Source organism: Pseudomonas sp. NFACC56-3 (assembly GCF_900100025.1).
In the GTDB taxonomy this organism is placed as follows: domain Bacteria; phylum Pseudomonadota; class Gammaproteobacteria; order Pseudomonadales; family Pseudomonadaceae; genus Aquipseudomonas; species Aquipseudomonas fluorescens_AA.
This window is the reverse complement of the sequence record NZ_FMTK01000004.1, coordinates 255,162-277,804: the sequence shown is the minus strand read 5'-3', so window position 1 is coordinate 277,804 and position 22,643 is coordinate 255,162. Positions and strand designations below refer to the sequence as shown.

Annotated in this window: 28 protein-coding genes; 18 read left to right on the top strand and 10 right to left on the bottom strand. The window is 63.1% G+C overall.

The genetic code is table 11. The features are described from left to right. Positions 1–62 precede the first annotated feature (62 nt). The 4 genes from BLO80_RS08730 to BLO80_RS08715 all read right to left on the bottom strand — a co-directional run bounded on the left by BLO80_RS08730 (position 63) and on the right by BLO80_RS08715 (position 3,726). Positions 63–2,123, bottom strand: coding sequence for a methyl-accepting chemotaxis protein (locus tag BLO80_RS08730; RefSeq protein WP_092329709.1), 2,061 nt, complete (start codon positions 2,121–2,123; stop codon positions 63–65). 210 nt (positions 2,124–2,333) lie between these two features. Continuing rightward, positions 2,334–2,873: a chemotaxis protein CheW gene (locus BLO80_RS08725; protein WP_092329706.1), complete on the bottom strand. Its 540-nt coding sequence runs from the start codon at positions 2,871–2,873 to the stop codon at positions 2,334–2,336. Positions 2,874–2,883: 10 nt separating this feature from the next. Then, complete coding sequence (gene pilH, locus BLO80_RS08720) at positions 2,884–3,249, bottom strand: twitching motility response regulator PilH (RefSeq protein ID WP_003206465.1); 366 nt, start codon at positions 3,247–3,249, stop codon at positions 2,884–2,886. A 48-nt stretch (positions 3,250–3,297) separates the two neighbouring features. Beyond that, entirely contained in the window at positions 3,298–3,726 is a 429-nt protein-coding gene (locus BLO80_RS08715; RefSeq protein WP_092170757.1) for a response regulator, read from the bottom strand. 224 nt (positions 3,727–3,950) lie between these two features. Here BLO80_RS08715 and gshB point away from each other — a divergent pair, with 224 nt between their 5' ends. The 7 genes from gshB to BLO80_RS08680 all read left to right on the top strand — a co-directional run bounded on the left by gshB (position 3,951) and on the right by BLO80_RS08680 (position 9,998). Further along, positions 3,951–4,904, top strand: coding sequence for a glutathione synthase (gene gshB, locus BLO80_RS08710; protein ID WP_092204946.1), 954 nt, complete (start codon positions 3,951–3,953; stop codon positions 4,902–4,904). 76 nt (positions 4,905–4,980) lie between these two features. Next, on the top strand, positions 4,981–5,877 hold the full coding sequence (locus tag BLO80_RS08705) for an energy transducer TonB (RefSeq protein WP_092329703.1): 897 nt from the start codon (positions 4,981–4,983) through the stop codon (positions 5,875–5,877). Between the two features lie 225 nt (positions 5,878–6,102). Further along, on the top strand, positions 6,103–6,672 hold the full coding sequence (locus BLO80_RS08700; protein ID WP_092329700.1) for a YqgE/AlgH family protein: 570 nt from the start codon (positions 6,103–6,105) through the stop codon (positions 6,670–6,672). Further along, positions 6,672–7,109, top strand: coding sequence for a Holliday junction resolvase RuvX (gene ruvX / locus BLO80_RS08695; protein WP_003177497.1), 438 nt, complete (start codon positions 6,672–6,674; stop codon positions 7,107–7,109). Before BLO80_RS08700 ends, ruvX begins: the two co-directional genes overlap by 1 nt. 85 nt (positions 7,110–7,194) lie before the next feature. Beyond that, a complete protein-coding gene (gene pyrR, locus BLO80_RS08690) occupies positions 7,195–7,701 on the top strand; it encodes a bifunctional pyr operon transcriptional regulator/uracil phosphoribosyltransferase PyrR (protein ID WP_092329697.1) in 507 nt (168 codons plus the stop codon). Between the two features lie 24 nt (positions 7,702–7,725). Then, entirely contained in the window at positions 7,726–8,730 is a 1,005-nt protein-coding gene (locus tag BLO80_RS08685; RefSeq protein ID WP_003177495.1) for an aspartate carbamoyltransferase catalytic subunit, read from the top strand. Further along, positions 8,727–9,998, top strand: a complete 1,272-nt coding sequence (locus tag BLO80_RS08680) for a dihydroorotase (RefSeq protein ID WP_092329694.1) — start codon at positions 8,727–8,729, stop codon at positions 9,996–9,998. The genes BLO80_RS08685 and BLO80_RS08680 overlap by 4 nt, the downstream gene beginning before the upstream one ends. A gap of 132 nt (positions 9,999–10,130) precedes the next feature. Here BLO80_RS08680 and BLO80_RS08675 read toward each other — a convergent pair whose 3' ends face one another. Next, positions 10,131–10,559, bottom strand: coding sequence for an NINE protein (locus tag BLO80_RS08675; protein WP_092329690.1), 429 nt, complete (start codon positions 10,557–10,559; stop codon positions 10,131–10,133). Positions 10,560–10,808: 249 nt separating this feature from the next. Between BLO80_RS08675 and BLO80_RS08670 the strand changes: the two genes are divergently transcribed. Continuing rightward, entirely contained in the window at positions 10,809–11,420 is a 612-nt protein-coding gene (locus BLO80_RS08670; RefSeq protein ID WP_092329687.1) for a C40 family peptidase, read from the top strand. Positions 11,421–11,601: 181 nt separating this feature from the next. Here BLO80_RS08670 and BLO80_RS08665 read toward each other — a convergent pair whose 3' ends face one another. Then, positions 11,602–12,636, bottom strand: a complete 1,035-nt coding sequence (locus BLO80_RS08665) for a type IV pilus twitching motility protein PilT (RefSeq protein WP_092329684.1) — start codon at positions 12,634–12,636, stop codon at positions 11,602–11,604. Positions 12,637–12,690: 54 nt separating this feature from the next. Between BLO80_RS08665 and BLO80_RS08660 the strand changes: the two genes are divergently transcribed. From BLO80_RS08660 to BLO80_RS08615, 9 genes are all read left to right on the top strand, one after another. Next, the gene (locus tag BLO80_RS08660; RefSeq protein ID WP_092329682.1) at positions 12,691–13,377 is read left to right on the top strand and encodes a YggS family pyridoxal phosphate-dependent enzyme; all 687 of its coding nucleotides are present in this window, start codon (positions 12,691–12,693) and stop codon (positions 13,375–13,377) included. A 35-nt stretch (positions 13,378–13,412) separates the two neighbouring features. After that, positions 13,413–14,231, top strand: coding sequence for a pyrroline-5-carboxylate reductase (gene proC / locus BLO80_RS08655; protein ID WP_092329679.1), 819 nt, complete (start codon positions 13,413–13,415; stop codon positions 14,229–14,231). A gap of 10 nt (positions 14,232–14,241) precedes the next feature. After that, on the top strand, positions 14,242–14,832 hold the full coding sequence (locus tag BLO80_RS08650; protein ID WP_092203087.1) for a YggT family protein: 591 nt from the start codon (positions 14,242–14,244) through the stop codon (positions 14,830–14,832). Between the two features lie 215 nt (positions 14,833–15,047). Then, positions 15,048–16,187: a homoserine O-succinyltransferase MetX gene (locus tag BLO80_RS08640; protein WP_092329673.1), complete on the top strand. Its 1,140-nt coding sequence runs from the start codon at positions 15,048–15,050 to the stop codon at positions 16,185–16,187. 7 nt (positions 16,188–16,194) lie between these two features. Continuing rightward, positions 16,195–16,815 (top strand): methionine biosynthesis protein MetW, encoded by a 621-nt coding sequence (metW, locus tag BLO80_RS08635; RefSeq protein WP_060740200.1) that lies wholly within the window; start codon positions 16,195–16,197, stop codon positions 16,813–16,815. 25 nt (positions 16,816–16,840) lie between these two features. Beyond that, positions 16,841–17,275 carry a DUF4426 domain-containing protein gene (locus BLO80_RS08630; protein ID WP_092329670.1) on the top strand — a complete coding sequence of 145 codons (435 nt, stop codon included), beginning with the start codon at positions 16,841–16,843 and terminating at the stop codon, positions 17,273–17,275. After that, on the top strand, positions 17,272–17,868 hold the full coding sequence (gene rdgB / locus BLO80_RS08625; RefSeq protein ID WP_092329667.1) for an RdgB/HAM1 family non-canonical purine NTP pyrophosphatase: 597 nt from the start codon (positions 17,272–17,274) through the stop codon (positions 17,866–17,868). The genes BLO80_RS08630 and rdgB overlap by 4 nt, the downstream gene beginning before the upstream one ends. Beyond that, the gene (gene hemW, locus BLO80_RS08620) at positions 17,865–19,064 is read left to right on the top strand and encodes a radical SAM family heme chaperone HemW (RefSeq protein ID WP_092329664.1); all 1,200 of its coding nucleotides are present in this window, start codon (positions 17,865–17,867) and stop codon (positions 19,062–19,064) included. Before rdgB ends, hemW begins: the two co-directional genes overlap by 4 nt. An 18-nt stretch (positions 19,065–19,082) precedes the next feature. Further along, entirely contained in the window at positions 19,083–19,406 is a 324-nt protein-coding gene (locus tag BLO80_RS08615; protein WP_060740196.1) for a DUF3392 domain-containing protein, read from the top strand. A 130-nt stretch (positions 19,407–19,536) separates the two neighbouring features. Here BLO80_RS08615 and trmB read toward each other — a convergent pair whose 3' ends face one another. The 4 genes from trmB to BLO80_RS08595 form a co-directional block, all read right to left on the bottom strand. Next, positions 19,537–20,262, bottom strand: a complete 726-nt coding sequence (gene trmB / locus BLO80_RS08610) for a tRNA (guanosine(46)-N7)-methyltransferase TrmB (RefSeq protein WP_014340682.1) — start codon at positions 20,260–20,262, stop codon at positions 19,537–19,539. 9 nt (positions 20,263–20,271) lie between these two features. Beyond that, positions 20,272–21,066 carry a thiazole synthase gene (locus tag BLO80_RS08605; RefSeq protein ID WP_060740195.1) on the bottom strand — a complete coding sequence of 265 codons (795 nt, stop codon included), beginning with the start codon at positions 21,064–21,066 and terminating at the stop codon, positions 20,272–20,274. Positions 21,067–21,120: 54 nt separating this feature from the next. Beyond that, a complete protein-coding gene (gene thiS, locus BLO80_RS08600) occupies positions 21,121–21,321 on the bottom strand; it encodes a sulfur carrier protein ThiS (protein ID WP_060740194.1) in 201 nt (66 codons plus the stop codon). Between the two features lie 90 nt (positions 21,322–21,411). Continuing rightward, entirely contained in the window at positions 21,412–21,783 is a 372-nt protein-coding gene (locus tag BLO80_RS08595; RefSeq protein ID WP_072405917.1) for a DUF423 domain-containing protein, read from the bottom strand. Between the two features lie 73 nt (positions 21,784–21,856). On the opposite strand from BLO80_RS08595, the gene mtgA reads away from it, so the two are divergent. Then, positions 21,857–22,579: a monofunctional biosynthetic peptidoglycan transglycosylase gene (mtgA, locus tag BLO80_RS08590; protein WP_092329661.1), complete on the top strand. Its 723-nt coding sequence runs from the start codon at positions 21,857–21,859 to the stop codon at positions 22,577–22,579. Positions 22,580–22,643 lie beyond the last annotated feature (64 nt).

Genomic DNA, 22,643 nt, shown 5'->3' with positions numbered 1-22,643 from the left:
GCCCCAGCGGGGATAAATCCCCTCGCCACAGAAGATCTCTGCGGCCAGGAAAGTGCGGCCAGTCACTCCTTGTCCTCATCCGCCACAGGTGCGGCCGGCAGGGTAAACCCCGACACCGACCGGCGCAGCTGGCTGGCCATTTTCGCCAGGTTGCCGATGCTTTCGGCGGTGGCGGTGGAGCCCGACGAAGTCTGCGTGGTGATCTGCTGGATCACGTTCATGGTCAAGGAAATCTGCCCCGCCGAGGTGGTCTGTTGCTGCGCCGCGTTGGAGATGCTCTGGATCAGCGCCGCCAGGGTCTTGGACACACCCTCGATCTCTTCCAGGGCGACGCCGGCATCCTGGGCCAGTCGCGCACCGCGCACCACTTCAGTGGTGGTCTGCTCCATGGAAATCACCGCTTCGTTGGTGTCGGCCTGGATCGCTCGCACCAGGGTTTCGATTTGCCGGGTCGCCGCCGAAGAACGCTCGGCCAGGCGTTGCACTTCATCGGCCACCACCGCGAACCCGCGCCCGGCATCGCCGGCCATGGACGCCTGGATGGCGGCGTTGAGGGCCAGGATGTTGGTCTGGTCGGCGATGTCGTCGATCAGGCTGACAATGTCGCCGATTTCCTGGGATGACTCACCCAAGCGCTTGATGCGCTTGGCGGTGTCCTGGATCTGCTCGCGAATGTTGTCCATGCCATGAATGGTGTTGTGCACCACCTCGTTACCCTTGTTGGCAATCTCCACCGAACGCTCGGCCACCGCCGACGATTCGGCGGCATTGGCCGACACCTGGTCGATGGACTGGGCCATTTCATTAATTGAAGTCGAAGCTTCGGAAATTTGCTGGGCCTGGTGCTCGGACGCCTGGGCCAGGTGCATCGCCGTGGCCTGGGTTTCCTGCACGGCCGCGGCGACCTGGCCGGCGGTGAGGTTGATGGTCGCCACCAAGTCGCGCAGCTGGTCCACTGAGTAGTTGATGGAATCGGCGATGGTGCCGGTGAAATCCTCGGTGACCGAGGCCGTGACGGTCAGGTCGCCGTCGGCCAGGTCCTCGATTTCATCCAGCAGCCGCATGATCGCGTTCTGGTTGCGCTCGTTCTTTTCCGCGGTTTCGTGCAACTGGCGGTTGGTCTCGCGGACCATCACCAGCCCGATCAGGATGATCGACATCAGCGCCAGCAGGCCCAGCACATAGCCGCCGATGGTATTGACGGAACGCCCGCCGGCCAGGTTTTCGAAGGCCGTGGCCAGGTGCGAAGCCTCGTCGAGCAAGGTCTGCGACAAGTTGAAGATATTACCGGCCGATTCGCGGACCTTGAACAGCTCCGGCGAGGTTTCGAGGATCTCATCCACCGAGCCGGAGACGAACTCGAATAGCTCGCTGATTTCGCTCAGCCGCGCCCGGGCATCGCGGTCCTGGACCTGGGAGATTTTCAGGGCCGGGTCACCTTGCAACATGCCATTGAGCACCTGGCCAAAACGCGCCGCGTCGCGACCGAAGGTATCGGCGGCCTGGCTGGCGTTTTCGTCCCCCGCCAGCACGGTGTTCACCGCGCCGAGAATTCGCTCGGCCAGCAGGGACTGGCGCTGGGCCATGGCCACTTGGGTGGCTGGCGCGCCACGTTGCAGCAGGATCTCGACGACTTTTTCGTACTCGACCTGCAACTGCGGCACGGTTTCGGCCAGGGTGGCCGCCACCTGGTGCAGCGACAACACGGTCTGTTCGCTGGAGAGAATGGCATCGGTGTTCTTGAGCAGGCGCTCCCAATCCAGCTGCACGGCGCGCATCTGCGGGCGCAGGGTGGCGGGCGCAGGGGGCAGGCCGGTCACCGGGTCGCCCTGTTTCAGGTAGCCCCAGCGCTGGGCGAAGTCATTGCGCGCATCGCTCAGCAGCTTGAACGCCGCAGGCTTGCCGGCGGCGGCCTCGGTGGCATTCTTGGCAATACGCTGGGACAGCACCCGCAGCTCACCGGCATGGCCGATGTACTGTTTGTCGTAGGTGGACTGGGTGTTGAGGTAAGCGAAGTTGGCGAACAGCAGCACGATGAAGACGATCAGCGCGACGAACAGCACGATGATCTGCGAACGACTGCGCGACGCTTCCAGTGGCTTGCCTGCTTTTGCTTTGATCATCGGTTCTCGCCTGTGCTGCCCAATCCAACTTACTGCTTTATCAGTGGGGCCACTGCCTTGCCTATCTGTCAGACCGAGTCGCCTCCTTCGCGAGCAAGCCCGCTCCCACATTGGGATCTACTGTGAACTCAAGCTTTGTGAGCATCATAGATCCAAGGTGGGAGCGAGCTTGCTCGCGAAGGGGCCAGCCCATTCACTCGAGCTTTTCCGTCAAACAGCCACATCCATGAACCCCGGCGACCGCGCCAGGGCAAACGGGCTGAACACTTGCCACTCGCGCTCGCCGCCGAACCGGCCCTTGACGAAGGCCGCTTCCGGGCCGTCGTGGTCGTCCACCGGCATCGGTTCCAGGCTGTCCTGGGCAAAGTGTTGCAGCCCGAGGACCTCGTCCACCAGCAACCCGGCGAACACCTCGTCGTGGTCCACCACCAGCACCCGCCGCTGCTTGCGCACGGTGGACAGCTCATGGCCAAAGAACCCGCACAAGTCCATCAACGGCAACAAGCGCCCCCGCAGGTTAGCCACGCCACGCACCCACGGCTTGACCCCGGGCAAATGCGTGTAACGCGGCTCGTGTAGCACTTCGCTGACTTCGCCCATCGGCGCCACGTACCAGTGCTCGCCCAGGCGAAAGCCGATGCCGCTCCAGCCGGCACGGTGGGTCGGCTGGGAGGGCAGGTCCGCCCCCAGCAGCCGGCAACGCCGGTCGATCTGCAACAGCAGTTCGAAGGCCGTCAGGGATTGGCTCATGGCCGCGCCGTCAACCCGCCAGTACTTTGTTCAAAGTCGCGATCAGGGTTTCTTCGTCCACCGGTTTGGTCAGGTAGTCCTTCGCCCCCTGGCGCGTACCCCAGACCTTGTCGGTGTCCTGATCCTTGGTGGTGATGATGATCACCGGGATATGGCCGGTGTCCGGGTCCTTGGTCAACTGGCGCGTGGCCTGGAAACCATTGAGGCCGGGCATGACGATGTCCATCAGCACCGCATCGGGTTTTTCCTGGCGGGCCAGCGCCACGCCATCGGCGCCATTCTCGGCCTTCAGGACCTGATGGCCGTGCTTTTCCAGCATGCCGGTCAGTTTGTACATTTCAGTCGGCGAATCATCGACGATCAGAACTCGTGCCATGGTATTCCCCATTTTCTTGTTGACCCCAGGCCCGTTGGCCGAGTGTCATTAATGTGCCTGGTGCGGCTGGACAGCGGCAAAGCCCGGGACATGGGCCTGTATCGCCCCCAGCAGTTCTTCCTTGCTGAACGGCTTGGTCAAAAACTGATCGGAACCGACGATGCGTCCCTTGGCCTTGTCGAACAACCCATCCCGGGACGACAGCATGATCACCGGCGTGGCCTTGAACGCGCTGTTGTTCTTGATCAGGGCACAGGTCTGGTAGCCATCGAGGCGCGGCATCATGATGTCGACGAAGATGATGCCCGGATGATGGTCGGCGATCTTGGCCAGGGCATCGAAGCCGTCGATCGCCGTGATCACCTCGCAGCCCACGTTGCGCAGCAAGGTTTCGGCGGTGCGGCGGATGGTCTTCGAGTCGTCGATGACCATGACCTTCAAGGCACTGGGTTGCTGCTGCGTGAGATGCTCTGCCATTGCCACTGCGAACCGGTTTTTAACGCGTAAGTGTGATCGACAGCGCAAACCCTTGATGTTCAAGGCCCGCACGTCACATGGCAGCCTTTTTAGCACAGTCTCCATCGCCGATCTATCGGCCGCTCGGCGCGGTGGTTTTTCCTTGACCGCCAATCTTCCGGGCGCCACTCTGACGCCACTTTTTCACGCCATTATGTGCCCATCACATTTCGAGGAACCAAGCCATGAGCGTACGCGTCGGCATTGTCATGGACCCTATCGCCAGCATTTCCTATAAAAAGGATAGCTCGCTGGCCATGCTGCTGGCCGCTCAGAAGCGCGGCTGGGAGCTGTTCTACATGGAGCAGCGCGACCTCTACCAGGCCGAAGGCCAGGCGCGGGCGCGGATGAAGCCGCTGAACGTCTTCGCCAACCCTGAGAAGTGGTTTGAACTGGGCGACGAGCGCGATGCGCTGCTCAGCGACCTGGACGTGATCCTGATGCGCAAGGATCCGCCGTTCGACATGGAGTTCGTGTACTCCACCTACCTGCTGGAACAAGCGGAAAACGCTGGCGTGCTGGTGGTCAACAAGCCCCAGAGCCTGCGCGACTGTAACGAAAAGCTGTTCGCCACGCTGTTCCCGCAGTGCACGCCGCCGACCATCGTCAGCCGTCGCCCGGACGTGTTGCGCGAATTTGCCGACCATCACGGCGACGTGATCCTCAAGCCCCTGGACGGCATGGGCGGTTCTTCGATCTTCCGGCACACCGCCGGCCACCCGAACCTGTCGGTGATCCTGGAAACCCTGACGCTGCACGGCAAGCAGCAGATCATGATCCAGGGCTACCTGCCGGCCATCGTCGATGGCGACAAACGCATCCTGATGATCGACGGCGAGCCGGTGGATTATTGCCTGGCGCGTATCCCGGCGGCCGGTGAAACCCGGGGCAACCTGGCAGCCGGCGGCCGTGGCGAGGCACGACCGTTGACCGAGAAGGACCGCTGGATCGCTGCCCAGGTCGGCCCGACCCTGCGGGAAAAAGGCCTGTTGTTCGTGGGCCTGGACGTGATCGGCGAGCACCTGACGGAAATCAACGTCACCAGCCCGACCTGCATCCGCGAGATCGATAACGCCTTTGGCACCGACATCGGCGGCCTGTTGATGGATGCCATCGATCAGAAGCTCAAGGCTCGTTGATCCAGATCTGCTGAAGGAAACCCACATTGCGTTATCATGCCCGGCCTGAAAAAAACGCGATGTTGGTTTCCTTGTCATGACACTCCCGTCCGATCTGCCCCAAGAGCTCGCCCATCGTGGCGTGCGCCCGGCTGATCGCCTCGGTTTTACCCTGTTCCTGGCGGCGCTGATCCACCTGGCCTTGCTGCTGGGCGTCGGGTTTGCCACGGTCGAGCCGAAACAGATCAGCCAGACCCTGGAAATCACCCTGGCCACCTTCAAGAGCGAGACCAAGCCCAAGAAGGCCGACTTCCTCGCCCAGGAAAACCAGCAAGGCAGCGGCACCCTGGAAAAGAAGGCGATCCCCAAGACCACCGAGATCGCGCCCTTCCAGGACAACACGGTGCAGAAAGTCACCCCGCCGCCAGCGGCCAAGCCCGAAGTGCAGGAAGCGGCGCCCAAGGCGGCCGTGACCACCGTGGCGCCGAAGCCGAAGAAAGCCCCGGCCAAGGAAGAGGTCAAGCCTGATCCCAAGCCCCAGGCCCCCGCGCCCACCTTCGACAGCTCCCAGCTGTCCAGCGACATCGCCAGCCTGGAAGCTGAACTGGCCCAGGAGCAACAGCTCTACGCCAAGCGCCCGCGCATCCACCGTCTGAGCGCCGCTTCGACCATGCGCGACAAGGGTGCCTGGTACAAGGACGAGTGGCGCAAGAAGGTCGAGCGCATCGGCAACCTCAACTACCCTGACGAAGCGCGGCGCAAACAGATCTACGGCAACCTGCGGCTGATGGTCTCGATCAATCGTGACGGCTCGCTGTATGAAGTGCTGGTGCTCGAATCCTCCGGCCAGCCGCTGCTGGACCAGGCCGCCCAGCGGATCGTGCGCCTGGCCGCACCGTTCGCGCCGTTTACCGGGGATTTGTCGGACATCGACCGGCTGGAAATCATCCGCACCTGGAAATTCGCCCGCGGCGACCGGCTGTCCAGCAATTGATCACGGGTTTGTGCCGGACATAACCTCGGCGCCCGCCGCAGATCCCTTGTGGGAGCGGGCTTGCCCGCGAAGACGGCGGTCCTGCCGCAAGAGATCTGTCGGTTGCACGGGCCCCTTCGCGAGCAAGCCCGCTCCCACATTTGATCGGTGTCGCCAGCCAGATCGGGGCATTTCCTGTACATCCCCAGCTTGTCAGTTCGGCCCTGCGCCGCCACACTAGCGCCTATGAAAAACGTCAGCCCCACCTACCTCAAGCATCACTTCCTGATTGCCATGCCGCACATGGCCGATCCGAACTTTGCCCATACCTTGACCTACATCGTCGAGCACACGGCCAATGGGGCCATGGGGCTGGTGATCAATCGCCCGCAAGAGCTGAGCCTGGCGGACATTCTTGAGCAACTGCGGCCCGAGGTCGAACCGCCACTCTTGTGCCAGCACGTGCCGATTTTCATCGGCGGCCCGGTGCAGACCGATCGCGGCTTCGTACTCCATCCATCAGGCCCCAAATACCAGGCCACGGTGGACCTGGACGGCTTGTCGCTGTCCACTTCCCAGGACGTGCTGTTCGCCATCGCCGACGGCGTCGGCCCGCAGAAAAGCCTGATCGCCCTCGGCTATGCCGGTTGGGAACCCGGGCAACTGGAAGCCGAGCTGGCCGACAACGCCTGGCTGACCTGCCCGTTCGACGCCGACATCCTGTTCAATACCAGCAGCGAACTGCGCCTGGAAGCGGCGGCCAGCCGGTTGGGGGTCAACCTCAGTCTGCTCACCAGCCAGGCAGGACACGCCTGATGGCCCTGCGCTTGCTGCTGGGCTTCGATTACGGCACCAAACAGATCGGCGTAGCGGTCGGCCAGGTCATTACCGGCCAGGCCCGCGAGTTGTGCACCTTGAAGGCGCAGAACGGTGTTCCGGACTGGAACCAGGTCGAAGCGCTGATCAAGGAGTGGAAACCCGATGCCGTGGTGGTCGGCCTGCCGCTGAACATGGACGGCACGCCCAGCGACATGTGCCTGCGCGCCGAAAAGTTCGCCCGCCGGCTCAATGGCCGCTACAACCTGCCCTTCTATACCCATGACGAGCGCCTGACCACCTTCGAGGCCAAGGGCGAGCGCCTGGTGCGCGGCGGGCAGAAAGGCAGCTACCGCGACAATCCGGTGGACGCCATCGCCGCCGCCCTGCTGCTGCAAGGCTGGCTCGATGCCAACGCCGCTCTGTTCGAAACCTGATTTTTTACAAAGCGCCGCCAAGGCGCTTTCTTTTAGCGATAAGCCGCGCCACTCACCACCGGCCCGGGAACCTGAAGGAGCCAGCATGAGCCTGCCCAATCCTGCCGAACTGATCAGCCAGATGGCGATTCGTCTCACGGCACACCTGGAACACCGCGACATCAGCGAACCGCGCTACATCGGCATTCGCACCGGTGGCGTCTGGGTCGCCCAGGCCTTGCTCGAAGCACTGGGCAGCCAATCGCCGCTGGGCACCCTGGATGTGTCCTTCTACCGCGACGACTTCAGCCAGAACGGCCTGCACCCGCAAGTACGCCCCTCGGCACTGCCGTTCGAGATCGAAGGCCAGCACCTGGTGTTGATCGACGACGTGCTGATGAGCGGCCGGACCATCCGCGCCGCCATGAACGAACTGTTCGACTACGGTCGCCCGGCCAGCGTGACGCTGGTGTGCCTGCTGGACCTGGACGCCGCCGAGCTGCCGATCCGGCCGAACGTGGTCGGCGCGACGCTGACGCTGGCCACCCATGAGCGGGTCAAGCTCTCCGGGCCGTCGCCGCTGCAACTCGAACTGCAAGACCTTGCCCTTTAACTGCCCTTGTAAGAGTCCATCGCGATGACGCCTCTCGAAACCAAGCGCCCGCTACAGCTCAACGATCAGGGCCAGCTGCGGCACTTCCTGTCCCTCGACGGCCTGCGCCGCGAGCTGTTGACGGAAATCCTCGACACCGCCGACTCGTTCCTCGAAGTCGGTGCCCGGGCGGTGAAGAAAGTCCCGTTGCTGCGCGGCAAGACCGTGTGCAACGTGTTCTTCGAAAACTCCACCCGCACCCGTACCACCTTCGAACTGGCGGCCCAGCGCCTGTCGGCGGACGTGATCACCTTGAACGTGTCCACGTCCTCGGCGAGCAAGGGCGAAACCCTGCTCGACACCTTGCGCAACCTCGAAGCCATGGCCGCCGACATGTTCGTCGTGCGCCACGGCGACTCCGGCGCCGCGCACTTCATCGCCGAACACGTGTGCCCGCAAGTGGCGATCATCAACGGCGGCGACGGCCGTCACGCCCACCCGACCCAGGGCATGCTCGACATGCTGACCATCCGTCGGCACAAGGGCAGCTTCGAGAACCTGTCGGTGGCCATCGTCGGCGACATCCTGCACTCGCGGGTAGCCCGCTCGAACATGCTGGCCCTCAAGACCCTCGGTTGCCCGGACATCCGCGTGATCGCACCGAAAACCCTGCTGCCCATCGGCGTCGAGCAATACGGCGTGAAGGTCTACACCGACATGACCGAAGGCCTCAAGGACGTGGACGTGGTGATCATGCTGCGCCTGCAACGCGAGCGCATGACCGGCGGCCTGCTGCCCAGCGAAGGCGAGTTCTACCGCCTGTTCGGCCTGACCACGGCGCGCCTGGCCGGGGCCAAGCCGGATGCCATCGTCATGCACCCGGGGCCGATCAACCGCGGCGTGGAGATCGAGTCGGCGGTGGCCGACGGCCCGCACTCGGTGATTCTCAACCAGGTGACCTACGGCATCGCCATCCGCATGGCCGTGCTGTCCATGGCCATGAGCGGGCAAACGGCCCAGCGCCAATTCGACCAGGAGAACGCCCAGTGAAGCTCAGCATTCTCGGCGCACGCGTGATCGATCCGGCCAGTGGCCTGGATCAAGTGACTGACATTCATATCGATGCCTGCAAGATCGTCGCCCTTGGCGCGGCGCCGACGGGCTTTGTCGCGGTCGACATCCTCGACGCCCAGGGCCTGGTGGCCGCGCCCGGCCTGGTGGACCTGAACGTCGCCCTGCGCGAACCGGGCTACAGCCGCAAAGGCAGCATCGTCAGCGAAACCCGGGCCGCCGCGGCCGGTGGCGTGACCAGCCTGTGCTGCCCGCCGCAGACCAAACCGGTGCTGGACACCTCGGCCGTGGCCGAACTGATCCTCGACCGCGCCCGCGAAGCCGGCAACACCAAGGTCTTCCCGATCGGCGCACTGAGCAAAGGCCTCGACGGCGAGCAACTGGCCGAACTCATCGCCCTGCGGGACGCCGGTTGCGTGGCGTTCGGCAACGGCCTGAACAGTTTCCGCAACACCCGTACCCTGTGCCGCGCCCTGGAATACGCGGCGACCTTCGGCCTGACGGTGATCTTCAACTCCCAGGATCACGACCTGGCCGAAGGTGGCCTGGCCCACGAAGGCCCGACCGCCAGCTTCCTCGGCCTGCCGGGCATCCCGGAAACCGCCGAGACCGTGGCCCTGGCCCGGGACCTGCTGCTGGTGGAACAAAGCGGCGTGCGCGCCCACTTCAGCCAGCTGACCAGCGCCCGCGGCGCGGCGTTGATCGCCCAGGCCCAGGCCCGCGGCCTACCAGTGACCGCCGATGTGGCGCTGTACCAGTTGATCCTGACCGACGAGGCGCTGATCGACTTCAACAGCGTCTACCACGTCCAGCCGCCGCTGCGCACCCGCGCCGACCGCGATGGCCTGCGCGAGGCGGTGAAGTCCGGGGTGATCTCGGCCATCTCCAGCCACCACCAACCCCACGAGCGCGATGCCAAGCTGGCCCCGTTCGGCGCCACCGAGCCGGGCATCAGCAGCGTCGAGCTGTTACTACCGCTGGCCCTGACGCTGGTGGAAGACGGCTTGCTGGACCTGCCGACCTTGCTGGCCCGCCTGAGCGCCGGCCCGGCCCAGGCGCTGCAATTGCCGGCGGGGAAACTGGCGGTGGGCGCCGCGGCGGACCTGGTGCTGTTCGACCCAGCCGCGTCCACCGTGGCCGGCGAAGCCTGGCGCTCCAAGGGCGACAACTGCCCGTTCCTCGGCCACAGCCTGCCGGGGATGGTGCGCTATACCCTGATGGATGGGCGGATCACTCACCAGGCCTGATACCGCGTCGCCTGCTTCGCGAGCAAGCCCGCTCCCACATTGGATCTGAGGTGTTCACACATCATGTGTTCACAGCGGATCCCGTGTGGGAGCGGGCTTGCTCGCGAATGCAGGCGACTCGGTCTAGCCGACTTAGTGAAAAGCCCCCCGCTTCTGCGCATTACGAATCGAGACCTGATCGTTCAGCGTCCAGAAGTCATACAGCACCCCGAGGAAAAACACCCCGCCGGTCAGCAAGTAAATAATCCCGCTGATCCACTTGCCCTGGTACATCCGGTGTACGCCCAGCACCCCGAGAAACGTCAGCAGAATCCACGCCACGCTGTACTCGATTGGCCCAGGGGTGAAACGCAGGTCCGCCTCGCGGTCCATGGCCGGGATCAGGAACAGGTCGATCAGCCAACCGATGCCCAGCAGGCCGAAGGTGAAGAACCAGATCGTGCCCGTGACCGGCTTGCCGTAATAGAAACGGTGGGCGCCGGTAAAACCGAAAATCCACAGCAGATACCCGATGACTTTGCTGTGGGTATCGTGGATGGCGTCCTGCTGATAGCTGTTCATGAATGGCCTCTTTTGCCTCGATAGAAAAATTTGTTCGGACTTTTTGTGACTTTTTTATGTCTCGCCGACAAGCGGTCCTGAGCGACTTGAACCAAGCAAACCCCCGTGGTGTCGGGGTTCTGTCGGACAATCGGGTCAATTTGGCGCATTTATGCGGGGTTCGGAGCGACTTCCGAATCGACAAACGGCCTCAGGAACGAGAAAAAAGCTGTTATAAAGTTGCGCGCTAACCTTTAAGAGCCTTGCCTAATGCGTCCATTTTTCAAGACATGGCTAACCATTTGCCTATTATTGCCACTGGCCGCCCACGCCACCAATCGTGAGCAACGTCTTCCTAACGTCAACGGCTACACCCCGAAATCCCATGTTTCTGCTCCTTCGAGCAAGAACAAGCCAAGCGTCCAGCGCGTGAGCACGGCCCACAGCAAGCTGGTGCCGCCCATGGCGACCAAAGCGAGCAGCAACGTGCTGAGCCGCGCCGTGAATGTACTCGGCACACCTTATCGTTGGGGCGGCAGCAGCCCAAGTAAAGGCTTCGATTGCAGCGGGTTGGTGAAATACGCTTTCAACGACGCCACGTTCGACCTGCCACGCACGTCCAATGCCATGGCCGCCGGTCATGGCGAGAAAGTCGAGCGCAAGGATCTCAAGCCCGGCGACCTGATCTTCTTCAAGCTCAAGAGCCGCCGGGTCAACCACGTGGCCATCTACCTGGGTAACGACCGCTTCATCCACGCCCCACGCCGTGGCAAGTCGGTGACCATCGACACCTTGAACAAGCCGTACTGGGACACCCACTACGTGGTCGCCAAGCGGGTACTGCCGAAAGAACCTGGTGCGCTGCGCGTGGTTCAGCGCTGATCAGAAGAACTCACCGGCCCCCTGTGGCGAGGGAGCTTGCTCCCGCTGGGTGGCGCAGCCGCCCCAAAACAGACCAATGATCTCTGTGGGCCCAATTATTTTGGGTCCGCTTCGCGGCCCAGCGGGAGCAAGCTCCCTCGCCACAGGGGCCGTATCAGGCCTTACTGACCATTTTCCCGCCTCAGAAATTATCCGGCGTACGCGCCTTCTCCCGAGCATGCTCGCGGCTGATCAGGCCCTTGTTCACCAAGTCCTTCAAACACATATCCAGCGTCTGCATCCCCAGCGAACCGCCGGTCTGGATCGATGAGTACATCTGCGCGATTTTGTCTTCGCGGATCAGGTTCCGGATGGCCGAGGTCCCCAGCATGATTTCATGCGCCGCGATCCGGCCGCCGCCGATCTTCTTGATCAACGTCTGGGAAATCACCGCCTGCAACGACTCCGACAACATCGAGCGAACCATGGATTTCTCGTCACCGGGAAACACGTCCACCACCCGGTCGATGGTCTTGGCCGCCGAGGTGGTGTGCAAGGTGCCGAACACCAGGTGCCCGGTTTCGGCGGCGGTCAGCGCCAGGCGGATGGTTTCCAGGTCGCGCATCTCGCCCACCAGGATCACGTCCGGATCCTCCCGCAGGGCTGAACGCAGGGCCGTGGAGAAGCTTTGGGTGTCGCGGTGCACCTCGCGCTGGTTGATCAGGCATTTGCGCGGTTCGTGAACGAATTCGATAGGGTCTTCGATGGTGAGGATGTGATGGTGCTTATGGCTGTTGAGGTAGTCGATCATCGCCGCCAGGGTGGTGGACTTGCCCGAACCGGTCGGCCCGGTCACCAGCACCAGCCCCCGCGGCGATTCGGTCACCTTGCGAAACACCTCGCCCATCCCCAGGTCTTCCATGGTCAGCACTTTCGACGGAATGGTGCGGAACACCGCCCCCGCGCCGCGATTCTGATTGAAGGCGTTGACCCGGAATCGCGCGACGCCCGGCACGTCGAAGGAAAAGTCAGTCTCCAGAAACTTTTCGTAATCCACCCGTTGCCGGTCGTTCATGATGTCGTAGATCAGTTCATGGACCTGCTTGTGGTCCAGCGCCGGCAGGTTGATCCGCCGCACATCGCCATCCACGCGGATCATCGGCGGCAGCCCGGCGGACAGGTGCAGGTCCGACGCCCCCTGTTTGGCGCTGAACGCCAGCAGTTCAGTGATATCCATAGCGCTCCTCAATTCCAGTAGAATGCCGCGAACCTCACCGCTGGCGCTTCCTTTATGTCCACGATAGCAGACAACATTGCTCAGGTTAGTTCGCGTATCCGTACGGCGGAGCAGACCGCCCAACGTGCCGAAGGCAGTGTCCAACTGCTGGCCGTGAGCAAGACCAAGCCCGCCCAGGCCCTGCGTGAGGCCTATGCCGCCGGCCTGCGGGACTTCGGCGAGAACTATCTGCAAGAGGCCCTGGGCAAACAGGCCGAATTGACCGACCTGCCCTTGATCTGGCACTTCATCGGCCCCATTCAATCGAACAAGACGCGCGCTATCGCCGAACACTTCGATTGGGTGCATTCCGTGGATCGTTTGAAAATTGCACAGCGCCTGTCCGAGCAGCGCCCGGCCGAGTTGCCACCGCTGAACATTTGTATCCAGGTCAACGTCAGCGGTGAAGCCAGCAAATCCGGCTGCACCCCGGCGGACCTGCCCGCCCTGGCCAGCGCCATCAGCGCTTTGCCGCGCCTGAAGCTGCGCGGGCTGATGGCGATTCCCGAACCCACCGAGGAACGTGCCGCCCAGGATGCAGCCTTCGCCGCCGTTCAACGCCTGCAAGCCAGCCTGGCACTGCCGCTGGACACACTTTCCATGGGCATGAGCCACGACCTCGAGTCGGCCATTGCCCAAGGCGCCACCTGGGTGCGCATCGGTACTGCCCTGTTTGGTGCCCGCGACTACGGTCAATCCTGAACCATGACCGACTCATCTCTTTATAAGGACCTGTCATGAGCAACACGCGTATTGCCTTCATCGGCGCCGGCAACATGGCCGCCAGCCTGATCGGCGGCCTGCGGGCCAAGGGCCTGGACGCTTCGCTGATCCGCGCCAGCGATCCGGGTGAAGAGACCCGCACCCGAGTGAGTGCCGAGCACGGCATCGAAACCTTCGCCGACAATGCCCAGGCCATCGACGGTGCCGACGTCATCGTGCTGGCGGTCAAGCCGCAAGCGATGAAAACCGTCTGTGAAGCCCTTCGCCCCAGCCTCAAGCCCCATCAACTGGTGGTGTCGATTGCCGCCGGCATCACCTGCGCCAGCATGAACAACTGGCTCGGCGAGCAGCCGATCGTACGCTGCATGCCCAACACGCCGGCGCTGTTGCGCCAGGGCGTCAGCGGCCTGTTCGCCACGCCACGGGTGACCGCCGAGCAACGCCAGCAGGCCGAAACGCTGCTGTCGGCCGTCGGCCTGGCCCTGTGGCTGGACACCGAACAGCAACTGGACGCGGTCACCGCCGTGTCCGGCTCGGGCCCGGCGTACTTCTTCCTGCTGATCGAAGCCATGACCGCCGCAGGCGAAAAGCTTGGCCTGACCCGGGAAACCGCCGCCCAGTTGACCTTGCAGACCGCACTCGGTGCCGCGCACATGGCGGTGTCGAGCGACGTCGATGCGGCCGAGCTGCGTCGTCGCGTGACCTCGCCGGCCGGCACCACCGAAGCGGCCATCAAATCGTTCCAGGCCGGGGGCTTCGAAGCCCTGGTGGAAAAAGCACTCGGCGCCGCCGCGCACCGCTCGGCCGAAATGGCCGAACAACTGGGCCAATAAGGAGCCATTCATGATTGGATTGAACACCGCAGCGGTCTACGTGCTGCAAACCCTCGGTAGCCTGTACTTGCTGATCGTGCTGCTGCGTTTCGTGCTGCAACTGGTGCGCGCCAACTTCTACAACCCGCTGTGCCAGTTCATCGTCAAGGCCACCCAGCCGCTGCTCAAGCCGCTGCGCCGGATCATCCCGAGCCTGTTCGGCCTGGACATGTCGTCGCTGGTCCTGGCGATCCTCGTGCAAATGGCGCTGATGGCCCTGACCCTGCTGCTGACCTACGGCACCACCGGCAACCCGTTGCAATTGCTGATCTGGTCGATCATTGGCGTGACCGCGCTGTTCCTGAAGATTTTCTTCTTCGCCATGATCATCAGCGTGATCCTGTCGTGGGTCGCGCCGGGCAGCCATAACCCGGGGGCCGAACTGGTGAACCAGATCTGCGAGCCGGCCCTGGCGCCGTTCCGCCGCATCGTGCCGAACCTGGGTGGCCTGGATATCTCGCCGATCCTGGCGTTCATGGTGCTCAAGCTGATCGACATGCTGGTGATCAACAACCTGGCGGCGATGACCCTGATGCCGGAAATCCTGCGGCTGCTGATCTGACCCAATACCGGCCTGATCAGTCAGCACCTCTCTGTGGGAGCAAAGCTTGCTCGCGAAACAGGCACCTCGGTCCCCAAAAGACCGCATCGTTCCTATCGCGGGCAAGCCTTGCTCCCACAGGGTCTACGTTCACCGGACAATCAGCGCCGCCCGTTGCTTGCCGCTTGCCACAGCGGTCTTTAGACTTACGCCTCATTTCAACGCGAGCAGGGTCGATGCCAGCTGCCTTTCCCCCCGATTCCGTTGGTCTGGTGACGCCGCAAACGGCGCATTTCAGCGAGCCCCTGGCCCTGGCCTGCGGCCGTTCGTTGCCAGCCTATGACCTGATCTACGAAACCTACGGCACCCTCAATGCCACGGCGAGCAACGCCGTGCTGATTTGCCACGCCTTGTCGGGGCATCACCATGCCGCTGGCTACCACAGCATCGACGAGCGCAAGCCCGGCTGGTGGGACAGTTGCATCGGCCCGGGCAAGCCCATCGACACCAGCAAGTTCTTCGTGGTCAGCCTGAACAACCTGGGCGGCTGCAACGGTTCCACCGGCCCCAGCAGCCTCAACCCGGACACCGGCAAGCCCTTCGGTGCCGATTTCCCGGTGCTGACCGTGGAAGACTGGGTCCACAGCCAGGCCCGCCTGGCCGACCGCCTCGGTATCGGCCAGTGGGCCGCCGTGATCGGCGGCAGCCTGGGGGGCATGCAGGCCTTGCAATGGACCATCACCTACCCGGACCGCGTGCGCCACTGCCTGGCAATCGCCTCGGCCCCCAAGCTGTCGGCGCAAAACATCGCCTTCAACGAAGTGGCGCGCCAGGCGATCCTCACCGACCCCGAGTTCCACGGCGGTTCGTTCCAGGAACACGGCGTGATCCCCAAGCGCGGGCTGATGCTGGCGCGGATGGTCGGGCACATCACCTACCTGTCCGACGACTCCATGGGCGAGAAATTCGGCCGTGGCCTCAAGAGCGAAAAGCTCAACTACGACTTCCACAGCGTCGAGTTCCAGGTCGAGAGCTACCTGCGTTACCAGGGCGAGGAATTTTCCGGGCGTTTCGACGCCAACACCTACCTGCTGATGACCAAGGCCCTGGACTACTTCGACCCGGCGGCGAACTTCGACGATGACCTGGCGAAAACCTTCGCCAAGGCCACCGCCAAGTTCTGCGTGATGTCGTTCACCACCGACTGGCGCTTCTCCCCGGCGCGCTCGCGGGAGCTGGTGGACGCGCTGATGGCCGCGCGCAAGGACGTCTGCTACCTGGAAATCGACGCGCCCCAGGGCCACGACGCCTTTTTGATCCCGATCCCGCGCTACCTGCAGGCGTTCGGCAACTACATGAACCGTATAACGCTGTGAGGACGCCATGAGAGCCGATCTGGACATCATCCAGGAATGGATTCCCGCCGGCAGCCGCGTGCTCGACCTGGGCTGCGGCAACGGCGAACTGCTGACCTGGTTGCGGGACAACAAGCAGGTCACCGGCTACGGTCTGGAAAACGACCCGGACAACATTGCCGAGTGTGTCGCCAAGGGCATCAACGTCATCGAGCAGGACCTGGACAAGGGCCTGGGCAACTTCGCCAGCAACAGCTTCGACATCGTGGTCATGACCCAAGCCCTGCAAGCGGTGCACTACCCGGACAAGATCCTCGACGAAATGCTGCGGGTCGGGCGCCAGTGCATCATCACCTTCCCCAACTTCGGTCACTGGCGCTGCCGCTGGTACCTGGCGAGCAAGGGGCGCATGCCGGTGTCGGATTTCCTGCCCTACACCTGGTACAACACGCCGAACATCCACTTCTGCACCTTCAAGGATTTCGAGGCGCTGTGCCGCGAACGTGAAGCCAAGGTCATCGATCGCCTGGCCGTGGACCAGCAGCACCGCCACGGGTGGGCCAGCAAGCTATGGCCTAATCTGTTAGGTGAAATAGGCATCTATCGGGTCAGCAGCCCAGGCCTTGCCGATTACCAGGTCGCGGTCTAAGACCCGGCCTCACCAGGAGCACGACATGAAACGTCTAGCGTTGTTTCTCATCACCGCTTGCCTGAGCGTCGGCGCCATGGCCGCCGACGTCATCAAGGGCGAGCGCAAGGAAGTGTTCGGTGATATCACCGTGCACTACAACACCTTCAACTCCACCTTCCTGACGCCGGACATCGCCAAGGCTGCCGAGCTGATTCGCAGCAAGCAACAGGGTGTGATCAACGTCTCAGTGCTCAGGGATGGCAAGCCCTTGATGGCCCAGGTCAGCGGCACGGTGAAAGACCTCACCAGCCAGAGCATCCCGCTGAAATTCAAGCAGGTGACCGAGCCAGGCGCGATCTACTACATCGCCCAGTATCCGGTACCCCAGCAGGAAACCCGCACCTTTGAAATCAAGGTGCAAACCGGCGACAAGATCAACACCCTCAACTTCAACCAGGAACTGTTCCCGGGCCAATGATGAACCTCACCCAACTCGTACTGGCCAGCCACAACGCCGGCAAGCTCAAGGAACTGCAGGCCATGCTCGGTGGATCGGTGCAGTTGCGCTCGATTGGCGAATTCAGCCAGGTGGAACCGGAAGAGACCGGCCTGTCGTTCGTCGAGAACGCCATCCTCAAGGCCCGCAATGCCGCGCGTATTTCGGGCCTGCCGGCGCTGGCCGACGATTCCGGGTTGGCCGTGGACTTCCTGGGCGGTGCACCAGGCATTTATTCGGCCCGTTACGCTGACGGCAAAGGTGACGCGGCGAACAACGCCAAGCTGCTCGACGCCCTCAAGGACGTGCCCGAAGCCGAGCGCGGCGCGCAGTTCGTCTGTGTGCTGGCCCTGGTACGCCACGCCGACGATCCGCTGCCGATCCTCTGCGAAGGCCTGTGGCACGGGCGCATTCTCACCCAAGCCAGCGGCGAGCACGGTTTTGGCTACGACCCGTTATTCTGGGTACCGGAGCGCGATTGCTCCAGCGCCGAGCTGGGGCCGGTGGAAAAGAACCAACTGAGCCACCGCGCCCGCGCCATGGCCCTGCTGCGTCAACGTCTGGGCCTGCAATGATCGATGACGCTCCCGCACCGCTGATCCATGGCGGTGTACAAACGCCCCGGGCACCACTGCCGGTGTTGCCGCCCCTGGCGTTGTACATCCACATCCCGTGGTGCGTGCGCAAATGCCCGTATTGCGACTTCAACTCCCACACCGCCAGCCCGCAGTTGCCGGAAGAGGCGTACGTCGACGCCTTGCTGGCAGACCTCGACCAGGATCTGCACGCGGTCCATGGTCGCCCGCTGAGCTCGATCTTTTTCGGGGGCGGTACCCCGAGCCTGTTCAGTGCCCAGGCCCTGGGCCGATTGCTCGAGGGGGTCGAGGCGCGGATACCGTTCGCCCAGGACATCGAAATCACCCTGGAAGCCAACCCCGGCACATTCGAGCAAGAAAAATTCGTCGCTTACCGGGCCTTGGGCATCAACCGCCTGTCCATCGGCATCCAGAGTTTCCAGCAGGCCAAGCTCGAAGCCCTGGGGCGCATCCATAACGGTGACGAAGCGGTACGCGCCGCCGGCATGGCCCGCCAGGCCGGGTTCGACAACTTCAACCTGGACCTGATGCACGGGCTGCCCGACCAGTCCCTCGACGATGCCTTGAGCGACCTGCGCCAGGCCATTGCCTTGAAGCCGACCCATGTGTCCTGGTACCAGTTGACGCTGGAACCGAACACGGTGTTCTGGAATCAGCCACCGACCTTGCCCGAAGACGACACGCTGTGGGATATCCAGGAAGCCGGGCAGGCCTTGCTGGCCGAACACGGCTACGCCCAATACGAAGTCTCGGCCTACGCCCAGCCCGGCCGGGCGGCGCGGCATAACCTCAACTACTGGAGCTTCGGCGACTTCATCGGCATCGGCGCCGGCGCCCACGGCAAGCTCAGCCATCCGGACGGGCGCATCGTGCGCACCTGGAAGACCCGACTGCCCAAGGACTATCTCAATCCGGCCAAAAGCTTCCAGGCTGGCGAGAAAACCCTGGCCAATGAAGAACTGCCGTTCGAGTTCCTGATGAACGCCCTGCGCCTGACCGCAGGCGTGGACGCGCGACTGTACCCGGAACGCACCGGGTTGCCCCTGCAAAGCCTGGCCGAAGGCCGGCGCGAGGCCGAACAAAGCGGGTTGTTGCAGGTCGAACCGACACGTCTGGCGGCCACCGAGCGCGGACAGCTGTTTCTCAATGACTTGCTGCAGACATTTCTGAGCTGATCAACACAAGGAAATCGAATGGATCTGGTACTCGACCTGCTGGCCACCGTGTCCCGCTGGAGCCGCAGCAACCTGTCGGAAATCTCCCTGGCATTGGTAGGCTGCCTGCTGGTGCTGTTTGGTGCCGACATCAAGGGTTGGGTCGACCAACGCCTGGGCAGCATCGCCGGCGCCTTGCGCGTCCCCTTGATCGCCCTGCTGTGCATGATCGGCAGCGGTGCCGCGCTGATCTATGCCACGCCATGGATCGTCAGGGGCTTGAGCCAGTTCAACAACTACAGCCTGGCGCCGGTGTTGTTGGTGGTGCTGGTGTTGATTGGCGTGGTGGCGGATCGGCGCTGATTTCGACCATCACACAAAACAAATGTGGGAGCGAGCTTGCTCGCGATGGCGGCCTGACAGCAACATTGATGCTGAATGTCATGGCCTCATCGCGAGCAAGCTCGCTCCCACAGTTTTTACCGCCTGATGTTTACGCCACCTTCTCGAACTTCAAATCCCAAACCCCATGCCCAAGCCGTTCGCCACGGCGCTCGAACTTGGTGATCGGCCGTTCGGCCGGACGGGGCACGCACTTACCGTCTTCGGCCAGGTTGCGATAGCCCGGGGCGACGTTCATCACTTCCAGCATGTACTCGGCGTAGGGTTCCCAGTCGGTGGCCATGTGCAGCACACCGCCGACCTTCAACTTGCTGCGCACCAGCTCAGCGAACGACGCCTGGACGATACGGCGCTTGTGGTGCCGGCTTTTGTGCCAAGGGTCCGGGAAGAACAGCATCAGTCGGTCGAGACTGTTGTCGGCCACGCAGCGGTTGAGCACTTCAATGGCGTCGCAATCGTAGACCCGCAGGTTGGTCAGCCCTTGGGTCAACACGCCGTTGAGCAGCGCACCGACGCCGGGACGGTGGACTTCCACCCCGATGAAATCCTGCTCCGGCGAAGCGGCGGCCATTTCCAGCAACGAGTGACCCATGCCGAAGCCGATTTCCAGCGAGCGCGGGGCCGAGCGGCCGAACACCTGGTCAAAATCCACCGGCGCATCGGCCAGGGGCAGGACAAACAGCGGCGCGCCCTGCTCCAGGCCGCGCTGCTGGCCTTCGGTCATGCGCCCGGCGCGCATCACGAAACTCTTGATGCGGCGGTGCTGGCGCTCTTCGCCTTCTTCCGGCAGGACCGGCGTGTCGTTCGATTCAGTCATCAATGGCTCTTACTTGATCAGACCATCCAGCGGCGAGGAGGCGCTGGCGTAGAGTTTTTTCGGCATGCGGCCGGCCAGGTACGCCAGGCGACCGGCGACGATGGCGTGCTTCATGGCTTCGGCCATCAAGACTGGCTGCTGGGCGTGGGCAATGGCCGAGTTCATCAGCACCGCTTCGCAACCCAGCTCCATGGCGATAGTGGCGTCGGAGGCGGTGCCGACACCGGCATCCACCAACACCGGGATCTTGGCTTCTTCCAGGATGATCTGCAGGTTGTACGGGTTGCAAATCCCCAGGCCAGTGCCGATCAGGCCGGCCAGCGGCATGACCGCGATGCAGCCGATTTCCGCCAGTTGACGGGCAATGATCGGGTCATCGCTGGTGTAGACCATCACGTCGAAACCTTCCTTGACCAGGGTTTCGGCGGCCTTGAGGGTTTCGATCACGTTGGGGAACAGGGTTTTCTGGTCCGCCAGCACTTCCAGCTTCACCAGGTTGTGGCCATCGAGCAGTTCACGGGCCAGGCGACAGGTGCGCACGGCCTCGATGGCGTCGAAGCAACCGGCGGTGTTCGGCAGGATGGTGTAGCGATCCGGCGGCAGGATATCCAGCAGGTTCGGTTCGCCCGGGTTCTGGCCGATGTTGGTCCGGCGCACGGCGACGGTCACGATCTCGGCGCCCGAGGCCTCGATGGCCAGGCGGGTTTCTTCCATGTCGCGGTATTTGCCGGTGCCTACCAGCAAGCGCGACTGGTAGGTACGACCGGCCAGGACGAAGGGCTTGTCGCTACGAACGATGCTCATGGGAAATCCTCTGTTGGGGTGAGGTTCTTGCGAAATGCTGCGAAACCGAGGCGACTAGCCGCCACCGATGGCGTGGACCACTTCGACCGAATCGCCGTCGTTCAACGTGGTCTCGGCGTGCTGGCTGCGCGGGACGATATCCAGATTGAGCTCCACCGCGACGCGACGTCCAGCGAGTTCCAGACGGGTCAGCAGGGCCGCAACGGTTTCACCGTCGGGCAGTTCAAGGGGTTCGCCGTTCAACTGAATGCGCATGCCGGATGCCGCCATCATTTTTAGGGGCTGGCATTCTAGCCCGATCAGTCAGGGCGACCCAAGCCATTCGTCATGAAATGGACTGCCCGGTCAGCCCAGCCGCCAGGCGGCAAGCCCCAGGCACAGCCAACCGATCAGGAACGCCACGCCGCCCAACGGGGTGATGATGCCCAGCTTGCTGATGCCGGTCAGGGTCAACAGATACAGGCTGCCGGAGAACAACAGGATGCCGATGACAAAGGAGATCCCGGCCCAGGTGACGATACGACCGGGAATGTGCGTGGCCAGCAGCGCAACGCCCAGCAACGCCAGGGTGTGCACCAGTTGGTAGGTGACGCCGGTGTGGAAAATCGCCAGGTAATCGGCGCTCAGGCGATTTTTCAGGCCATGGGCGGCAAATGCCCCCAGCGCCACGCCCGTGAAACCGAAAAAAGCCGCCAGCATCAGAAAGCTACGCAACATGGGAACTCCAGTCAGACTCGGTGGACAGGGTCTGTATAATGGCCCGCTCGACGGGTTCGGCCAAGCCATCTCTATGTTGCGTTTATTGTTTCGACGATTCCTTAAAGCCCTGCTCTGGTTCGCCGTCGGCAGCGTCGTGCTGGTGCTGCTGTTTCGCGTGGTGCCGCCGCCGTTCACCGCGCTGATGATCGAGCGCAAGGTTGAATCCTGGTTCGGCGGTGAGCCGATCGACCTGCAACGCACCTGGCAACCTTGGGAGCGGATTTCCGACAGCCTCAAGGTGGCGGTGATCGCGGGTGAAGATCAGAAATTCCCCGAGCACTGGGGCTTCGACATTGGCGCGATCCAGGCCGCCTTCGCTCACAATGGGCGTGGCGGTTCGATTCGCGGCGCCAGCACCCTCAGCCAGCAAGTGTCCAAGAACCTGTTCCTGTGGTCGGGCCGCAGCTGGCTGCGCAAAGGTCTGGAGGCCTGGTTCACCGCGCTGATCGAAGTGCTCTGGCCCAAGCAGCGGATCCTTGAGGTGTACCTCAACAGCGTCGAGTGGGATGACGGTGTGTTCGGGGCGGAAGCAGCAGCACGCCATCACTTCCACACCAGCGCCGATGCCTTGTCCCGGCAACAGGCCAGCCTGCTGGCGGCGGTATTGCCCAACCCGCGGAAATGGAGCGCCAGCCGACCGAGCCCCTATGTGCTACGGCGGGCGGGCTGGATTCGCCAACAGATGAGCCAGCTGGGGGGCGACAGCTACCTGCTGGAGCTCGATCATTCGCGGCGGGTGCCTTGGGCGCAATAGCCCAGACACTTAGGACCCCTTGTGGGAGCGGGCTTGCTCGCGAAGGCGGTGCGTCAGACACATT

What these genes read in the sequence shown, in the direction of transcription:
- BLO80_RS08730 (WP_092329709.1), bottom strand. Translation starts at nt 2,123, where the DNA reads ATGATCAAAGCAAAAGCAGGCAAGCCACTGGAAGCGTCGCGCAGTCGT.
- BLO80_RS08725 (WP_092329706.1), bottom strand. Translation starts at nt 2,873, where the DNA reads ATGAGCCAATCCCTGACGGCCTTCGAACTGCTGTTGCAGATCGACCGG.
- pilH (WP_003206465.1), bottom strand. Translation starts at nt 3,249, where the DNA reads ATGGCACGAGTTCTGATCGTCGATGATTCGCCGACTGAAATGTACAAA.
- BLO80_RS08715 (WP_092170757.1), bottom strand. Translation starts at nt 3,726, where the DNA reads ATGGCAGAGCATCTCACGCAGCAGCAACCCAGTGCCTTGAAGGTCATG.
- gshB (WP_092204946.1), top strand. Translation starts at nt 3,951, where the DNA reads ATGAGCGTACGCGTCGGCATTGTCATGGACCCTATCGCCAGCATTTCC.
- BLO80_RS08705 (WP_092329703.1), top strand. Translation starts at nt 4,981, where the DNA reads ATGACACTCCCGTCCGATCTGCCCCAAGAGCTCGCCCATCGTGGCGTG.
- BLO80_RS08700 (WP_092329700.1), top strand. Translation starts at nt 6,103, where the DNA reads ATGAAAAACGTCAGCCCCACCTACCTCAAGCATCACTTCCTGATTGCC.
- ruvX (WP_003177497.1), top strand. Translation starts at nt 6,672, where the DNA reads ATGGCCCTGCGCTTGCTGCTGGGCTTCGATTACGGCACCAAACAGATC.
- pyrR (WP_092329697.1), top strand. Translation starts at nt 7,195, where the DNA reads ATGAGCCTGCCCAATCCTGCCGAACTGATCAGCCAGATGGCGATTCGT.
- BLO80_RS08685 (WP_003177495.1), top strand. Translation starts at nt 7,726, where the DNA reads ATGACGCCTCTCGAAACCAAGCGCCCGCTACAGCTCAACGATCAGGGC.
- BLO80_RS08675 (WP_092329690.1), bottom strand. Translation starts at nt 10,559, where the DNA reads ATGAACAGCTATCAGCAGGACGCCATCCACGATACCCACAGCAAAGTC.
- BLO80_RS08670 (WP_092329687.1), top strand. Translation starts at nt 10,809, where the DNA reads ATGCGTCCATTTTTCAAGACATGGCTAACCATTTGCCTATTATTGCCA.
- BLO80_RS08665 (WP_092329684.1), bottom strand. Translation starts at nt 12,636, where the DNA reads ATGGATATCACTGAACTGCTGGCGTTCAGCGCCAAACAGGGGGCGTCG.
- BLO80_RS08660 (WP_092329682.1), top strand. Translation starts at nt 12,691, where the DNA reads ATGTCCACGATAGCAGACAACATTGCTCAGGTTAGTTCGCGTATCCGT.
- proC (WP_092329679.1), top strand. Translation starts at nt 13,413, where the DNA reads ATGAGCAACACGCGTATTGCCTTCATCGGCGCCGGCAACATGGCCGCC.
- BLO80_RS08650 (WP_092203087.1), top strand. Translation starts at nt 14,242, where the DNA reads ATGATTGGATTGAACACCGCAGCGGTCTACGTGCTGCAAACCCTCGGT.
- BLO80_RS08640 (WP_092329673.1), top strand. Translation starts at nt 15,048, where the DNA reads ATGCCAGCTGCCTTTCCCCCCGATTCCGTTGGTCTGGTGACGCCGCAA.
- metW (WP_060740200.1), top strand. Translation starts at nt 16,195, where the DNA reads ATGAGAGCCGATCTGGACATCATCCAGGAATGGATTCCCGCCGGCAGC.
- BLO80_RS08630 (WP_092329670.1), top strand. Translation starts at nt 16,841, where the DNA reads ATGAAACGTCTAGCGTTGTTTCTCATCACCGCTTGCCTGAGCGTCGGC.
- rdgB (WP_092329667.1), top strand. Translation starts at nt 17,272, where the DNA reads ATGATGAACCTCACCCAACTCGTACTGGCCAGCCACAACGCCGGCAAG.
- hemW (WP_092329664.1), top strand. Translation starts at nt 17,865, where the DNA reads ATGATCGATGACGCTCCCGCACCGCTGATCCATGGCGGTGTACAAACG.
- BLO80_RS08615 (WP_060740196.1), top strand. Translation starts at nt 19,083, where the DNA reads ATGGATCTGGTACTCGACCTGCTGGCCACCGTGTCCCGCTGGAGCCGC.
- trmB (WP_014340682.1), bottom strand. Translation starts at nt 20,262, where the DNA reads ATGACTGAATCGAACGACACGCCGGTCCTGCCGGAAGAAGGCGAAGAG.
- BLO80_RS08605 (WP_060740195.1), bottom strand. Translation starts at nt 21,066, where the DNA reads ATGAGCATCGTTCGTAGCGACAAGCCCTTCGTCCTGGCCGGTCGTACC.
- thiS (WP_060740194.1), bottom strand. Translation starts at nt 21,321, where the DNA reads ATGCGCATTCAGTTGAACGGCGAACCCCTTGAACTGCCCGACGGTGAA.
- BLO80_RS08595 (WP_072405917.1), bottom strand. Translation starts at nt 21,783, where the DNA reads ATGTTGCGTAGCTTTCTGATGCTGGCGGCTTTTTTCGGTTTCACGGGC.
- mtgA (WP_092329661.1), top strand. Translation starts at nt 21,857, where the DNA reads ATGTTGCGTTTATTGTTTCGACGATTCCTTAAAGCCCTGCTCTGGTTC.